The organism is Saccharomonospora sp. NB11, assembly GCF_015910535.1.
Classification (GTDB): domain Bacteria; phylum Actinomycetota; class Actinomycetes; order Mycobacteriales; family Pseudonocardiaceae; genus Saccharomonospora.
This window is the reverse complement of record NZ_JACBJG010000001.1, coordinates 86,478-101,222: the sequence shown is the minus strand read 5'-3', so window position 1 is coordinate 101,222 and position 14,745 is coordinate 86,478. Positions and strand designations below refer to the sequence as shown.

Annotated in this window: 15 protein-coding genes; 12 read left to right on the top strand and 3 right to left on the bottom strand. The window is 69.5% G+C overall.

The annotated features are described in order from the left end of the window. Window positions 1-168: 168 nt before the first annotated feature. On the bottom strand, window positions 169-1,941 hold the full coding sequence (locus tag JAV51_RS00435) for an ABC transporter ATP-binding protein (RefSeq protein WP_197318570.1): 1,773 nt from the start codon (window positions 1,939-1,941) through the stop codon (window positions 169-171). Window positions 1,942-2,081: 140 nt separating this feature from the next. Between JAV51_RS00435 and mshB the strand changes: the two genes are divergently transcribed. From mshB to JAV51_RS00420, 3 genes are read left to right on the top strand one after another with little or no spacing between them, the layout of a single operon-like run. Further along, window positions 2,082-2,915 carry an N-acetyl-1-D-myo-inositol-2-amino-2-deoxy-alpha-D-glucopyranoside deacetylase gene (mshB, locus tag JAV51_RS00430; protein ID WP_197318902.1) on the top strand — a complete coding sequence of 278 codons (834 nt, stop codon included), beginning with the start codon at window positions 2,082-2,084 and terminating at the stop codon, window positions 2,913-2,915. Next, window positions 2,909-3,325, top strand: a complete 417-nt coding sequence (locus JAV51_RS00425; protein WP_307845695.1) for a hypothetical protein — start codon at window positions 2,909-2,911, stop codon at window positions 3,323-3,325. The genes mshB and JAV51_RS00425 overlap by 7 nt, the downstream gene beginning before the upstream one ends. A 2-nt stretch (window positions 3,326-3,327) precedes the next feature. Next, complete coding sequence (locus JAV51_RS00420) at window positions 3,328-4,083, top strand: hypothetical protein (protein WP_197318569.1); 756 nt, start codon at window positions 3,328-3,330, stop codon at window positions 4,081-4,083. A gap of 10 nt (window positions 4,084-4,093) precedes the next feature. On the opposite strand, the gene JAV51_RS00415 is transcribed toward JAV51_RS00420, so the two are convergent. Next, window positions 4,094-4,864 (bottom strand): site-2 protease family protein, encoded by a 771-nt coding sequence (locus tag JAV51_RS00415; RefSeq protein WP_197318568.1) that lies wholly within the window; start codon window positions 4,862-4,864, stop codon window positions 4,094-4,096. Window positions 4,865-5,140: 276 nt separating this feature from the next. On the opposite strand from JAV51_RS00415, the gene JAV51_RS00410 reads away from it, so the two are divergent. Together JAV51_RS00410 and JAV51_RS00405 are read left to right on the top strand one after the other, a co-directional pair. Then, on the top strand, window positions 5,141-5,422 hold the full coding sequence (locus tag JAV51_RS00410; RefSeq protein WP_231641034.1) for a WhiB family transcriptional regulator: 282 nt from the start codon (window positions 5,141-5,143) through the stop codon (window positions 5,420-5,422). A 284-nt stretch (window positions 5,423-5,706) separates the two neighbouring features. Continuing rightward, on the top strand, window positions 5,707-7,644 hold the full coding sequence (locus JAV51_RS00405; protein ID WP_197318567.1) for a hypothetical protein: 1,938 nt from the start codon (window positions 5,707-5,709) through the stop codon (window positions 7,642-7,644). A 36-nt stretch (window positions 7,645-7,680) separates the two neighbouring features. On the opposite strand, the gene JAV51_RS00400 is transcribed toward JAV51_RS00405, so the two are convergent. Further along, window positions 7,681-8,142 carry a metallopeptidase family protein gene (locus JAV51_RS00400; RefSeq protein ID WP_197318900.1) on the bottom strand — a complete coding sequence of 154 codons (462 nt, stop codon included), beginning with the start codon at window positions 8,140-8,142 and terminating at the stop codon, window positions 7,681-7,683. Window positions 8,143-8,235: 93 nt separating this feature from the next. Here JAV51_RS00400 and JAV51_RS00395 point away from each other — a divergent pair, with 93 nt between their 5' ends. The 7 genes from JAV51_RS00395 (at window position 8,236) to JAV51_RS00365 (ending at window position 14,732) form a co-directional block, all read left to right on the top strand. Then, window positions 8,236-8,604, top strand: a complete 369-nt coding sequence (locus JAV51_RS00395) for a DUF3499 domain-containing protein (protein WP_197318566.1) — start codon at window positions 8,236-8,238, stop codon at window positions 8,602-8,604. A 78-nt stretch (window positions 8,605-8,682) separates the two neighbouring features. Then, on the top strand, window positions 8,683-10,038 hold the full coding sequence (locus JAV51_RS00390) for a phosphomannomutase/phosphoglucomutase (RefSeq protein ID WP_197318565.1): 1,356 nt from the start codon (window positions 8,683-8,685) through the stop codon (window positions 10,036-10,038). Between the two features lie 62 nt (window positions 10,039-10,100). Beyond that, the gene (locus JAV51_RS00385) at window positions 10,101-10,334 is read left to right on the top strand and encodes a Trm112 family protein (RefSeq protein WP_197318564.1); all 234 of its coding nucleotides are present in this window, start codon (window positions 10,101-10,103) and stop codon (window positions 10,332-10,334) included. Next, the gene (locus tag JAV51_RS00380) at window positions 10,324-11,415 is read left to right on the top strand and encodes an SIS domain-containing protein (RefSeq protein WP_197318563.1); all 1,092 of its coding nucleotides are present in this window, start codon (window positions 10,324-10,326) and stop codon (window positions 11,413-11,415) included. The genes JAV51_RS00385 and JAV51_RS00380 overlap by 11 nt, the downstream gene beginning before the upstream one ends. Before the next feature lie 53 nt (window positions 11,416-11,468). Continuing rightward, window positions 11,469-12,701 (top strand): mannose-6-phosphate isomerase, class I, encoded by a 1,233-nt coding sequence (gene manA / locus JAV51_RS00375; RefSeq protein ID WP_197318899.1) that lies wholly within the window; start codon window positions 11,469-11,471, stop codon window positions 12,699-12,701. A 156-nt stretch (window positions 12,702-12,857) separates the two neighbouring features. Beyond that, window positions 12,858-13,775, top strand: coding sequence for a cation diffusion facilitator family transporter (locus tag JAV51_RS00370; RefSeq protein WP_197318562.1), 918 nt, complete (start codon window positions 12,858-12,860; stop codon window positions 13,773-13,775). Window positions 13,776-13,964: 189 nt separating this feature from the next. Next, entirely contained in the window at window positions 13,965-14,732 is a 768-nt protein-coding gene (locus JAV51_RS00365; protein ID WP_197318561.1) for an LPXTG cell wall anchor domain-containing protein, read from the top strand. Window positions 14,733-14,745: the final 13 nt, after the last annotated feature.

Here is a 14,745-nt window from a genome sequence, read left to right as displayed (position 1 = left end):
CCTGACGGCGTGTCCGCAAGCTGCGCACGCAATGTCTGCGTCGCACGCCGCGGACACGCGTGCGTAGGGCGGTGACACGCGTGCGTAGGGCGGTGACACGCCGACAGACGAACGGGGGTGGCACCGGTCGGTGCCACCCCCGTCGGGTCTTGTCGAGGCGCTCGCTCGTCAGTCCTCGACCGGAGCCACGCGGCCTTCCTCCCACGCCTTCCTACGCTCCGCCTGGAGCTCCGGGTTGGCGACGGGGGCGGCCGACAGGAGCCGCTTCGTGTACTCCTGCTGCGGGTTGTGGAGCACCTGGTCGCGCGTGCCCACCTCGACCAGCTTGCCGTGCTGCATCACGGCGACGCGGTCGGCCAGCAAGTCCACGACGGCGAGGTCGTGGCTGATGAACAGGCACGCGAAGCGCAGGTGCTGCTGGAGGTCGAGGAACAGGTCCAGCACCTTGGCCTGCACCGACACGTCGAGCGCCGAGGTCGGCTCGTCGGCGATGAGCAGCTTGGGGTTGAGCGCCAGCGCGCGGGCGATGGCGATGCGCTGCCGCTGACCACCGGACAGCTCGTGCGGGTACCGGTTGCGGTAGTGAGCGGAAAGCTGCACCTTGTCGAGCAGGTCGGCGACTCGGTTGTCGAGCTCCTTGCCGCTGAGGACCTTGTGCAGCACCAACGGCTCCGCGATGGACTCACCGATGGTCATCTTCGGGTCCAGTGTGGACGCCGGGTCCTGGAACACGATGGAGAAGTACGTCCGCAGCGGACGCAGCTCCTTGTGCGACATCGTCGTGATGTCGTTGCCGGCGATCTTGACGGTGCCGGAGGTGGGCTTCAGCAGCCGGATGGCGCAGCGGCCCACGGTCGACTTCCCGGAGCCCGACTCGCCCACCAGGCCGAGGATCTCACCACGGTCGATGTGCAGCGAGACGTTGTCGACGGCGCGGTTCTTGCCCTGGCGACCCTTGCCCGGGTATTCGAGGACGAGGTCCTTGATGTCCAGCGCGGGAGCCGACTCGTCGAGGCGGGAGGCGAGCTTCTCGTGGACCTTCCGGATCGCCTCGTCCGTCTTGGTCTCGACGACCTCGACCTTCGTGTCCTCGAGCAGGCGCCGCCCCTCAGGGCGCTGTCCGAGCACGGGAACGGCAGCGAGCAGTCGCTTGGTGTAGTCCTGCTTCGGGTTGGCGAACAGCTCGTGGACGGGAGCCTGCTCGACGATCTCGCCCTGGTACATCACGACGACGCGGTCGGCGAGGTCGGCGACGACACCCATGTCGTGGGTGATGAGGACGATCGCCGTGTTCAGCGTGTCACGCAGCTTGCGCAGCAGCGCGAGGATCTCGGCCTGCACCGTGACGTCGAGAGCCGTGGTCGGCTCGTCGGCGATGATGACCTTCGGGTCGCACGCGATGGCGATCGCGATGACGACGCGCTGCCGCAGACCGCCCGAGAGCTGGTGCGGGTACTGCTTGAAGCGCCGCTCCGGCTCGGGGATGCCGACCATCTCGAGCAGTTCGACGGCGCGCTTGTCGGCCGCCTGCTTGGAGATGTCCTTGTGGGCGCGCAGAGCCTCCCGGATCTGCCAACCCACCGTGTACATGGGGTTCAGGGCCGTCATCGGCTCCTGGAAGATCATGGCGACGTCGCTGCCGCGGTGCTTGCGGAGCTGCTTGGCCGTCATGTCACTGAGGTCGATCGTCCCGAGCTTGCGCGTGCCGTTGATCTTCGCGGACTTCGGGAGCAGACCCGGCACGGACATCGACGTGACGGACTTGCCCGATCCCGACTCACCGACGATCGCGAGAATCTCGCCCGGCGCGACGTCGAACCCGATGCCCTTGACCGCTTCGACGACGCCGTCCTCGGTCGAGAACGAGATCTTCAAATCCGAAATGGACAGCACGGATTCCGACGATTCCGCCGACTGCGGCGATACTGCTTCTACGCTCACCAGAAGCCCTTCGTGAGGGGAATTAGGGTGTCACGGCGATGTGTGGTTGTGACTCGGCGCGAGGATAGTGCAGATGCGCCGATGTGGGGACGATACGAACGAACTAATCTTAAGTTGTGACCCCGGTACACGGCCGCAGGGTGCTGTTCGTGCACGCACACCCGGACGACGAGAGCATCACCACGGGCGGCACGATCGCCCGCTACGCCGCCGAAGGGGCGCACGTCACAGTGGTGACCTGCACTCTCGGCGAGGAAGGCGAGATCATTCCCGCCGAACTCGACCAGCTCGGCGGCTGGGCGGCCGATCAGCTCGGGGGTTATCGCATCGGTGAGCTGCGAGCGGCCGGAGCGGCGTTGGGCTGGACCGAGCACCGTTTTCTCGGCGGTGCCGGGCGGTGGCGTGACTCGGGTATGGCGGGCACGGAGGCGAACGAGCACCCGCGGGCGTTCGTCCGCGGCGACGTGGAGGAGCAGACCGAGCAGCTCGTGGCGCTGTTCGACGAGCTGCGGCCCGACGTGGTGGTGACGTACGACTCCTTCGGTGGCTACGGGCACCCAGACCACATCCGGGCTCACGAGATCACGACGGCGGCGGTGCAGCGGCGCGGGGGCGCCGACGGGGTGCGTCGCCTGTTCCACACCGTCGCCTCGGCCGAGGCGACCGTGAGCGGGTTGGCGGCGTTGCGGCGGCGCGACGCCGAGGACGCGATCCCCTTCCGTATCCCGGCCGACGACGAGTTGCCCACCACTCCCGACGCCGACATCACCACGCGCATCGACATCGCGCCGTACCGCGACGCGAAGTTCGATGCTTTGCGGGCTCATCGGACCCAGGTGACCGTGGGAGCCGATTGCTTCGCACTCTCCAACGAGATCGCGCAGCCGGTCCCCACCACGGAGTTCTTCGTCCTCGCCCACGGACCCTCCGACGGTGCCGAGACCGACCTGTTCGGAGGTCTCGAAGGGTGCTGACGGAGGCGTCGTCCGTGTCCCGGTGGGGTGTGCTGGCACTGCTGTGTGTGGACGCGGTGCTGCTGGCCACGCTGGAGCTGTTCTACCTGCCGTTGCGGCTCGACGGGCTCGTGTTGCCGAAGGTGGGGGACGCGCCGTTGCCGTTGAGCGTGCTCGTGGCCGTGCTGACCACGCCGTTGCTGGTGACGACGGCGGAGCGGTTGGTCTCCCGAAGGCTGGCGATGGTCCCGTTGCTCTTCTGGCTCGTGAGCCTGTTGGTGCTGGGCGCGGGCGGGCCGGGCGGTGACACCGTCCTGATGGTGGACTGGAGGGCGCTGCTGTTGCTGGCGGGTGGTGCGGTACCTGCTGCTATCGCGCTCGGCGGGTCGCTGGGCCGGGCGGCCAAGGAGGGCGCTGGAACAGGAAGGTGACCGTGGTCGAGCCGAGCAGCGACGAGCAGGTCGTCAAGGTGCTCCGCCCGTTCGTGCGGGCGGCAGGGCCGTTGGTGGACGCGCTTCGCGAGGCGGACCCGTTCACCGTGTCGACCTCCGGCGGCGAGACCGAGGCGTCGGTGCGGGCGCGGCTCGCCGAGGCAGTGAAGTCGGTCAGGGTGCCCGGGTCCGCGGCGTGGGGCACGATGGACACCGACGATCGCGTGGACTGGTGGGTCAACCGGGTCGGCCGCTTCACGGCCCTGGTCACGGCGGCTCCGGGACTGTTGGGTGCCTTGGCGGATCGATTCCCGGTCCAGGACACGATGGGCGTGGCCTCGCAGGGCCTGTTGTTGTGCGCCATCGCCGGGGAGCACGGGGTCACCGACGTCGCGGAGCGGGTCCGACTGATTGCCTGGGTTCTCTTCGAACGCGACATCGACCGCTACGTCGCCGAGGGGCGTTACGCGGGGTACGACCCCGCGGCGGAGGACGAGCGCACGGCGGCGTTGTCGGAGGACCTGCCGACGAACGGACGGAGGCGTGCCCGGTTCGGCGTCAAGGCGGGGGCGCGCACGCTGTGGCGGCTCGGCCGTTCGCTGTTCGGCCTCCTCGGCGAACTGGAGAAGCGTCCGAGCGGTCGCTTCTACCACCAGGCGCTGGGGTCGTTGCCGGTGGTAGGGCTGGTGGGCAACTACCTCGGTGAGCGAGCCGGGTTGCGCCGGGTGGCTGCCCGGGCCCGGCAGTGGTTGCGATAGCGGGGCGTGATCAGCGCCAGAACATGAACACGTACTGACCGACCGCCGCCGCGAACGAGTCACCGCCGACGGCCGCGAACACGGTGTCGGTCAATGACCACAGGGCCGATCCCACACCGGGAACACCGATGACCAGGGCGAAAAGCACGAGAGGAGCCCATGGGCGGGCCTTCGCGCCGAACTCGCGCGCCTTCGGTGACAGGTAGGGCTCGATCGCACCGAACCCGTCGAGGCCCGGCACGGGGAGGATGTTGATGACGAACGCGAGAATCTGCAGCGAGGCCAGGTAGGACAGTCCGGCGAACAGGCCCGGCGGCATGTCGACGGTGGCGACGACCGCCGTGAGGACGACGCCGAGTGCGAGGTTGCTGAGCGGCCCCGCGAGAGACACCCACGACGACACGGTTCGGGACCGCAGCGCCCAGCGGTTGATCCACACTGCGCCACCGGGAAGCGGGATGCCGCCGATCGCGAGGATGATCAACGGAAGCACCAGCGACATGACCGGGTCGGTGTAGCGCCGGATGTCCATCGAGAGGTAGCCCTTGGCGGCCACCTCCCGGTCGCCGCCCTTGTAGGCCACGAAGGCGTGCCCGAACTCGTGCAGGGTCAGCGAGAGGGCCCAACCTCCGATGATCAGCAGGAACATGCCGAGAGTGGGCAGCACCGGACGCTGAAGGATGTCGTCGAACGTCATCGCTGTGGTCAACGCGCCCCCGGCCACGGTGACGGCGAGGATGACGTAGAAGAGTGCGCTTGGCCGAACGACTGAGCGTTGCACTGGCGTGGTGTGTCCTCTCCGTTCGCGGGGAGCAACAGGCGCAAACCGGTCGAGGTTCTCTCGGCGTGTCCCCTTGCGCATGCCGCTCCAAGTATCCCCCAACCTTGCTACTCCGCTTGACCCGGCCGCACTACACAGGTGTAATCACATTGATGTCATTCGACTGTCTTAAAAGGGGGGCAGTCGGGGCATCCGGTACCGCCGGCCCTGGGAGTGCGTGGAAGCGAGGAGGCGGACGTGCGGTTGGATACGACTGGAAGAGAATGGGGGAACGTCATGGAGTGGGGTGGACACCCGGACGATCTGGGTGTGCTCACCGAGCTCTTCGACGTGACGGACGAGCAGGATTGGCAGGATCGCGCGTTGTGCGCGCAGACCGATCCGGAGGCCTTCTTCCCGGAGAAGGGGGGCTCGACCCGGGAAGCGAAGCGAATTTGCCAGGTGTGCGAGGTCCGTAACGACTGCCTGGAGTACGCCTTGGCCCACGACGAGCGGTTCGGCATCTGGGGCGGCCTCTCCGAGAGGGAGCGGAGGAAGCTGAAGAAGCGCGCCGTGTGACCCGCGTCGGGAGCCGCTCGTTAGAGTAGGCGTCCTTGATCTTCACTGTTCGCGGAGTGGCACTTGTCGTGCACGATCGTCGCCTCACCGATCCTTCCTACGCAGTTCTCGGCGTTGTCTCGGCTTCTGGTGCCTCGGCCTGACCGAGGACCCAGCCGGTTCGCGACCCGTTCGGGTCGCCGTGCCCGCGCGTCGAGCATTCTGACCGATACCCGCGTCGAGGTCGAACATGGGTCGATCAACGGCGTGTTGCGGTCATCGCGCGCGTGGTCGGTGAGGTGGGTATGAGGCGGGCGCTGCGTTCGCGGTGGGCTCCGCCCGTGCTCATGGTGACCGCGCTGGCGATCGTTGCACTGGTGCTGCACGCGGGTCGGCTCGGTCTTTCGCTCTCCGGCGGCGCGTTGTCGCCGGTCGGTGAGCTCGGCGAGGTCTGGCGCGAGTACCTCGCAGCCTGGCACGGCGTGGCCGGTGGTGCTTCCGGCGGTGCACCTCCGGCTCTCGCCGTCCTGGGCGTGCTCGGTGCTCCGTTCGCGCCGTGGGGCGGTCCCGCCGCCGCGGTGGCGTTGTTGCTGCTGGCCGACATTCCGTTGGCGGGCTTGTCCGCGTACACCGCGATGCGGCGGCTGCCGGTGGGACGTTCCCACCGGGCCGTCGTGGCGGCGGTCTACGCGCTGTTGCCCGCTGCCACGACGGCGGCGGTGCAGGGCCGGGTCGACGTCGTCGTGGTCCATCTGCTGCTGCCGCTCCTGCTGGCCGGCATCGTGGCGGCGTCGGGGTGGCGAGAAGTTCCGGCACGGTGGCTGAGCCTGAGTGCCGTGTGCGCCCTGGGTCTGGCGACCGTGGGAGCCTTCCATCCGTTGTCCTGGCTGACGCTGCTCGTCGTGGCCGGGGTCGTCTTCGTGGTGTCTCCTGGGCGGGACCGGCCCAGGGCACGAGTTGGTTCTCTCGCCGTTCTGGTGCTGTTGCCCGCCGCGTTGTTGTCACCGTGGCTGCCGGTGCTCGTCGACGAACCCGGGCTCGTGCTGCGCGGTGTGACCGGTGCGGCAGCCGACGTTCCCACCGTGGGCGAGCTGGTCGTCCTGGACCCGGGCGGTCCGGGAGGAACACCGGTCGGAGTCGTGGTCGTGCTCGCGGCGCTGTCGGCCGCGCTCGTGCGCCCCTCGGTCCGGCTGTGGGCGGCGGCCGGACTCGTCGTGGTGGGGGCGGCCGGGCTCGTCGCGACGGTGCTCGACGGCAGGTCCGGCGGTGCGGCGTTCGCGGGGGCGCCCCTGTTGTTCGTCGGAGCCGGGCTGCTCGTCCCGCTCCTGGGCCTCGGCGACCAATCCGCGCGGACGGAGTCGCGACCTCTCCGGCAGCGAGTCGCGGTCGCGGCGGCGTGGGCCGGGGTGCTGGTGCTGGCGGTCGGTGTCGTCCTCGGCGGCCGAGGAGGACCACTCGCGCACCAGCCGGGCGAACCGACGGAACCGCTCGCCGCCGACCTCGCAGCGACGGGGCGCGGGGTGTTGATCCTGGGAGACGACGCGACGGCGACGCCTCGGCTCACGGCCGGGCGCCTGCCCCGATTCGGCGACGACGCGATGGCGTCGAGCGAGTGGATGAGTGCGCGCCTGCGCGACTGGCAACGCCAGCTTTCCGACGGCGCTCGCGAGGGCGTGGTCGACGCGGTGACGTCGGCCGCCACGTCGGGCGTGCTGTTCGTCGTGCTGTCACCCGGCGACGACGGCGAGGTGCTCCGCTCCGTGGCCGGCGACCTCGTGGAGCCTGTCGCGGCGACGTACGACGGCCGGACCGTGCTGCGGCTGACCGCGGAGGCGGGCGCGGCGACGTTGATCTCTCCCGAACAGGCTCAGCGGTCGGTCGGCGGACTGGCTCCCGACGCCGACCTGCTCACGACACCCGCATCGGCGGCGGTGGACGCCGCGCCGCCCGAGATCGGCGTGCGGGTGTCGGAAGGCCCGGAGGGACGTCTGCTCCTGGTGGCCGCGGCCTACGAACCGGGGTGGCGCGCCACGATCGACGGCGTGGGCCATCCGATCGTCAAAGCGTGGGGCGGTCAGGTGGCGGTCGCCGTGCCGCCGGAGCCCGCCGAGGTCCGGGTGCGTTTCGAGAACGGTCGCCACGATCTGCTGCTGCTCGGACAGCTCGCGGCCGTGTCGTTCACGGTGCTCACGGCGGTCCCGTCGCTGCGCCTGGCCAGGTCGTCGCGGTCGTCGGCGACGTGAGAGCCGACGCCGGAGTCGGCGTCGGAGTCGACGTCGTCAGCCGCCGTCGATGATGTCCGGTTCCACGCCGAGGTAGTTGGCGACCTGTTCCACGAGGACGTCGTGGACGAGTTCGGACAGCTCCGTCGGGTCCTTGGCCCGGGCCTCCAGCGGGCGGCGGTACAGCACGATCCGCGCCCGGGTCGGCAGGCCGTCGCGGTCGACGCCCGCGGGCACGAGCCGGGACAGCGGCACCCTCCCGTCGAGCAACACGCCCTCGACCTGCGTGGAGGGAATCTCCATGCGCACTTCCGGCACCTCGTCGACCGCCACGTCCAACTCGGTGAGGTCGTGGCGCCACCGGGCCTCGATCGGCTCCAGCGCGTCGAGGACGAGAGCGTCGAACTTCTCGGCACGGCTCGACGCTGCAGGCACCGTGGACGGGAACAGTGGCCCCCTCAGACCACGACCATGTCGGTCGCGGCGGAACCGCTGCCGCTGTCGCGAGCCTCTCGCCATAGCCACGAGGGGAAGCCTACGCTGCCGTGCCACCGAAAAGTTCTCGGTGTGTCGGCCGCACAGGACACCGCGTACAGGCTATGGTGAGCAACTGTGCGGAGCGTGCGAAAGTGTTCGCGGACGGGTTGCCTCGAACCCGCGGTAGCGACGCTGACCTACGCCTACAGCGACTCGACCGCGGTGGTCGGTCCGCTGGCCACGGCATCGGAGCCTCATTCGTACGACCTCTGCGAGGCTCACGCCCTGCGGCTCACAGCGCCCAAGGGCTGGGAGGTCGTCCGGCACGAGGGGGAGTTCGCTGCCCCGGAACCTTCCAGTGACGAGCTGACCGCGCTGGCCGAGGCCGTGCGTGAGGCGGGGCGTTCCGACCGCCCCAGTGCGCCGCCCCCGGAACAGTCGGAGCCGTCGAGGACGGGTGAGATCCGGCGGGGCCACCTGCGGGTACTCCCCGGCCGCGCCTGAGCGTCCGGACGTGTCGGTAGGCTCCTTCGCGGGTATCGAGGCTTGCGAAGCCTACATCGGAGACGATCGGGGAGAGGCGTGTCGAACCTGTCGGCCATCGTGAAGGCGTACGACATCCGTGGTGTCGTCGGTGACGAGCTGACCGAGGAGCTGGTGGCCGATTTCGGTGCCGCCTTCGCTCTGCTCATCAAGCCGGACTCCCCTTCGGTGGTGATCGGGCACGACATGCGGGAGTCCTCGCCGGGCCTGGCCAAGGCGTTCGCCAGGGGTGTGACGTCGCAGGGACTCGACGTGGTCTCGATCGGCCTCGCGAGCACCGACGAGCTGTACTTCGCGTCCGGCATGCTCAACATGCCCGGCGCGATGTTCACCGCCAGCCACAACCCGGCGCAGTACAACGGCATCAAGCTGTGTCGCGCCGGTGCCGCCCCGGTTGGGCAGGAGTCCGGTCTCGCCGAGATCCGGGACACCGTGGAGCAGGGCGTTCCCGAGTTCGCCGGCCAGGAGGGCACGATCACCGAACGTGACGTGCTGAGCGAGTACGCGGCGCACCTGCACAAGCTGGTCGACCTCAGCGACAGCCGCCCGTTGAAGATCGTCGTGGACGCGGGCAACGGCATGGGCGGCCTCACGGTGCCGAAGGTGTTCGAGAGCCTGCCGTTCGAGATCGTGCCGATGTACTTCGAGCTCGACGGTGCGTTCCCCAATCACGAGGCGAACCCGCTGGACCCGGCCAACATCGTGGACCTGCAGGCGAAGGTCCGTGAGGTGGGCGCCGACGTCGGGCTCGCGTTCGACGGGGACGCCGATCGCTGCTTCGTCGTCGACGAGAACGGCGACCCGGTGCCGCCCAGCGCCATCACCGCCCTCGTGGCGACGCGGGAGCTCGCCAAGGAGCCCGGCGCCACGATCATCCACAACCTCATCACGTCGAAGGCCGTTCCCGAGATCGTGCGCGAACACGGCGGTACCCCCGTGCGGACGCGCGTCGGACACTCCTTCATCAAGGAGGAGATGGCCAGGACGGGCGCCATCTTCGGTGGCGAGCACTCGGCCCACTACTACTTCCGCGACTTCTGGCGGGCCGACACCGGCATGCTGGCGGCCCTGCACGTCCTCGCGGCGTTGGGCGAGCAGGACGGGCCGTTGTCGGCTCTGACCTCGCGGTTCAGTCGCTACGTCGCCTCCGGCGAAATCAACTCCACGGTCGACGACCAGGCGGGTCGGCTGGCGGCCGTGAAGGAGGCATTCGGGGGTCGACACGGCGCGGAGCTGGACGAACTCGACGGCCTCACAGTCGACCTCGGCGAGCGTGGCTGGTTCAATCTTCGTGCGTCCAACACGGAACCGTTGCTGCGACTGAACGTGGAAGCCTCCGACGAGGCCGCCGTGCGTGCGCTGACCGACGAGGTCCTCGCCATCGTGCGTGGCTGAGTCGGTGCCGCGTCCCGGACGAGAAGACGTCACCCAGAATCCGCTAGTGGTAAAGAGGAAGCATGGCCGTCACGCTTGACGCACAGCTCATGGAGATTCTCGCGTGCCCCGCGCCGGACCACGCTCCGCTGACGCCGGGGACACCGGACGACGCCGACGCCGACGCGCTGACCTGCACGTCGTGTGGTCGGGTCTACCCGGTACGTGACGGCATTCCCGTGCTCCTGCTCGACGAGGCGACCCCTCCCGACGACGGGCGTGAGACCGATGACCAGACCAGTTCCGATGGCGCTTGACGACAGTCTCCTCGACGATCCGGCGCGGCTGGCCGGTGCCGACGGTGCCGGTCTGCTGAGGTCGGCCGCGATGGCGGGCGCCCAGGTGCGTTCGACCGTCGAGGCCGCGGCGGAACTGGAACTGAGCGCACGACTGGACGTGGGGCGTCCTCGCTCCCTCGTGATCGTGTCCCGACCGGGGGTCGGGCACGGCGCGGCGAGGTTGTTGGAGGCGCTGATCGCCCCGGCCAGTCCCGTTCCGGTCGTCCTCAGCGACGTCGTGCCGAGCTGGGTCGGCGCTCTCGACGTGGTGTTCGCGCACACCGACGACCCCTACGACCGTGAGCTGGCGTTGTCGCTGGAGCGCGCCGCGCGGTACGGCGCGGGCGTGGTGCTGTCCGCGCCTCTGGACGGGCCGGTGGCGTCGTCGGTGGCGGGGCGCGGTCTCGTTCTGTCACCCCGGGTCCCGGTTCCCGCGGAGCTGACGTTGCCGAGGGCTTTGGCCGCGGGCCTGGTCACCGCCAACGCGGTGGGGCTGGCGACCGTCGACGTCGACGCGCTCGCCGACCGCCTCGACTACGAGGCCGAACGTGGTCATCCCGATCACGAGTCCTTCGTGAATCCGGCCAAGTCGTTGGCGTTGCGGTTGGCCGACCGCACGCCGTTGTTGTGGGGCCTCGACGCGGTGGCCGTCGCGGTCGCGCAGCACGCCGCGTACGCTTTGGCCGCCCACGCGGCCGTCGTCGCGGACGTCGCGCACTACCGGCAAGCACTGTCGCGGCCCGCACTGCGGCGGGCTGCCACGGAGGCGTCGGCGGAGAACACGATCTTCGCGGACCCCGACGACCCGGCCGGTGAGGGGACTCCGGTGCGGGTGGTGCTGCTCGCGGTGATCACGGGTCAGGCGGCGGACGCCAGTCGGCATCGGGCAGGGGAGCTGCTGCCGTCGGCGGACGTGCTGGCGCCGGCGGACGAGATCGTGGCCGACGACGCGGGTCGCGCGGCGGTCCTGGCGCTGCGGTGCGAGTTGGCGGCGCTCTACCTCGGTCTCGCGGCAGGAACGATTGGGGGAGCTGGCCGCGTTGCGCCCGCAACGGCGTAGAGCCAGTACACGAGGAAGGCCGGTGGAACGGCCGGCGAGGAGTTGAGTTGACCGTGGAACTGCTGCGTAACGCAGTCCGGCCCTACGCGTGGGGCTCCAGGACCACGATCCCGGAACTGCTGGGGCGCCCGGTGCCCGCACCGCACCCCGAGGCCGAGCTGTGGATGGGGGCGCACCCCGGGGACCCGTCCCACGTGGTGAGCCAGGACGGGACCGAGCGGAGCCTGCTCGATCTCGTCGAGAGCGACCCCGTCGGCCAGCTCGGTGAGGCATGTGCCGACCGGTGGGGCGGTCGACTGCCGTTCCTGCTCAAGATCCTCGCGGTGGAGGAGCCCCTGTCGATGCAGGCGCACCCGTCCGCGGAACAGGCGGCGGAGGGATGGGCTCGCGAGGAGGCCGCGGGCATCCCGAGGGACGCGCCGAACCGCAACTATCCCGACCCGACGGCGAAGCCGGAACTCGTGTGCGCGTTGACCGAGTTCCACGCGCTCGCCGGTTTCCGCGACCCGCGACGTACCGTGCGGTTGTTGCGGGCCATCGACACACCCGGGTTGACGCGGTACACCGAGTTGCTGGCCGCGCAGCCCGACTCCAACGGGCTTCGGGCGTTGTTCACGTCGCTGATCACCATGCCGCAGCCGACGCTCGACCAGTTGCTACCCGAGGTGCTCGACGCGTGCGTGCGCCACGTCAAGGAACGCGGGGAGTTCGACGTCGAGTGCCGCACCGTCCTGGAACTCGGGGAGGCGCACCCGCACGACGCGGGCGTGCTGGCGGCGTTGCTGTTGAACCGGCTCACGCTGAAGGCGGGTGAGGCGCTCTATCTCGCGGCGGGGAACCTGCACCTCTACCTGCACGGGACGGCGGTGGAGATTCTCGCGAACTCGGACAACATCCTCCGTGGTGGGCTTACGCCCAAGCACGTGGACGTGCCCGAGCTGCTCCGCGTGCTCGACTTCTCCAGCGGCGACATGCCGGTGCTGGGCGGCGACCGGGGCAGTGACGAGCGGGTGGCGGTATATCGCACCGACGCGCCCGAGTTCGAGCTGTCGCGCCTGGAGTGGGCGGCCGGTGACGCGAACGAGGTGACGCTCGGCGGCGCGACGCCGCAGATCCTGTTGTGCACCGAGGGCGAACTGCTGTTGGTGTCCGAGGACGGGACGAAGATCGAGCTGCGTCGTGGTGAGTCGGTGTGGCTTCCGGCTTCCGACCCGGAGGTGCGGATCCGTCCCACGGTGGAGGGGCCTGCCCGCGTTTTCCGGGCGACCGCCGGTACCTGCGCCTGACCGCGGTCGTCGCGGCAGGATGTCCGTTTCGTTCCCTGATTCCGGAGTGTGATCGCTTCACGACCAGGTGCTCCGTCGACGTCGGGGACCAGGTCTTATGCTGCACCCCGATCGCGCCCCGAGTGGTGGGGCCGCGCCTGCGAAGGGGGACACGTCGTGGCAGCAGAAGGTGGTACCAAAGCGATCCTCGCGGCACTGTTCGCGAACGCGGGAATCGCCGTCTCGAAGTTCGTCGGCTTCCTGATCACCGGGTCGTCGTCGATGCTGGCCGAGTCGGTGCACTCGGTGGCCGACACGTCCAACCAGGGGTTGCTGCTCCTGGGGCAGAAGACGTCGAAGCGGCGAGCGACCAAGGCCCACCCGTTCGGATACGGGCGCGAGCGCTACTTCTACTCGTTCATCGTCGCCCTGATGCTGTTCACGCTGGGTGCCGTCTTCGCGCTCTACGAGGGCATCCACAAGATCCAGCACCCCGAGGAGTTGTCGTCGCCGCTCGTGGCGGTGGCGATCCTCGTGGTGGCCATCGCTCTGGAGAGCTACAGCTTCCGCACCGCCATCGTCGAGTCCCGGCAGTTGAAGGGCGAGCAGAGCTGGTGGTCGTTCATCCGGCAGTCGAAGACTCCCGAACTGCCCGTCGTGCTGCTGGAGGACGCCGGCGCGCTGTTCGGGCTCGTGTTCGCGTTGCTCGGGGTCGGGCTCGCGGTCCTCACCGGTGACCCGATGTGGGACGGCGTGGGCACCCTGATGATCGGTGTGCTGCTCGGCGTCATCGCCATCACGCTGATCGTCGAGATGAAGAGCCTGCTCATCGGCGAGGGTGCCAGCGACGGCGAACTCGAGATCATCGCGAACGAGCTGACCTCGGACGACGTCGAGCGGGTCATCCACATCCGCACGCAGTACCTCGGTCCGGACGAGCTGCTGGTGGCCGCCAAGCTCGGCCTGCGGGAGGGGCTGGAGCTCGCGGAGGTCGCGAAGGCGATCGACGAGGCCGAGAGCCGGGTGCGTGCGAAGGTGCCCGCGGCGCGGCTCATCTACCTGGAACCCGATCTCTACCGTCCGGTGAATGCTTGACGGTTCGCGTCACCCGTAGGTTGCGAAGTGACGGCGATCGGGTCGCCGTTCGTCACCGATCGGAATCGAAAGGATCACTGTCCGTCCTTTCGGCATGGAGGTTTCACCAAAAGCGGATAAAGTCCCCTCGCCCACCTGACTCCCTCGTCGGGGGGCTCGTGATCGCCGCTTTCCCCGACGGAGTACCCCATGCCCCCACGCCCCCGACCACGCCTCCTCGCGGCTCTGCTGAGCACGGGGTTGGCCGTGGCGTGCAGCGTGGCCGCAGCGCCGGCGGCGTCGGCGCTGGAGGCCGGGGACGACGCGCGGGCGGAGGTCCGTGAGGGCCTCCTCGCGGAGCCGCAGTGCGAGCAGTTCGGTGGCGGGATTCTGGTCAGCGTCGAGGACGGCGGCATGATCCAGAACATCGGGTTGAGCTACGACGGCGGTGTGCCGGTCCAGGACGACTACGTCACGATCACGGACCTTCCCGACGACATCGCCGTCACCGCGATCGTCGTCGAGGGCGGGTCCCGGCATCACGTGTACCTGCCGGGCAGGTCGGGGCTCGCCAAGAGCCACCCGTGGGTCGAGTTGCGCGCACCGGTGGGTTCGGACGGGACGGTCCCCGTGATCAGCCGCTGGTTCGCCTGCGGTGAGGAGGCGCCCTCGGCGACCGCCACCACGAAGCCGCAGTCGGGTCCCGACGAACCGCCTCGGGACGGGGCGCTGGAGCAGCCCGAGGCGGAGCTCCCGGCGGAGCCGCCGTCCCGGACCAGCACGATCACACCGACCTCCGCCGAGACAGCCGTGCCGACCACACCGACGACAGAGAGCGACGGAGCGGTGGCCGCCGACGACGAACTCGCCTCCACCGGGTTCGGCAGCGGTTGGTTGATCGCTGTCGGAGTCGCGTTGCTCGCGTGCGGCGGTGCGTTGGTGGCTGCGACCCGCAGGCGACGGGGCGAGGAAGCCTGAGAGACGCCGGGCG

Excerpts from the sequence above, each read along its gene's own strand:
- JAV51_RS00410 (WP_231641034.1), top strand. The coding sequence starts at position 5,141 with ATGGAGTGGGGTGGACACCCGGACGATCTGGGTGTGCTCACCGAGCTC.
- JAV51_RS00405 (WP_197318567.1), top strand. The coding sequence starts at position 5,707 with ATGAGGCGGGCGCTGCGTTCGCGGTGGGCTCCGCCCGTGCTCATGGTG.
- JAV51_RS00400 (WP_197318900.1), bottom strand. The coding sequence starts at position 8,142 with ATGGCGAGAGGCTCGCGACAGCGGCAGCGGTTCCGCCGCGACCGACAT.
- JAV51_RS00385 (WP_197318564.1), top strand. The coding sequence starts at position 10,101 with ATGGCCGTCACGCTTGACGCACAGCTCATGGAGATTCTCGCGTGCCCC.
- JAV51_RS00380 (WP_197318563.1), top strand. The coding sequence starts at position 10,324 with ATGGCGCTTGACGACAGTCTCCTCGACGATCCGGCGCGGCTGGCCGGT.
- JAV51_RS00365 (WP_197318561.1), top strand. The coding sequence starts at position 13,965 with ATGCCCCCACGCCCCCGACCACGCCTCCTCGCGGCTCTGCTGAGCACG.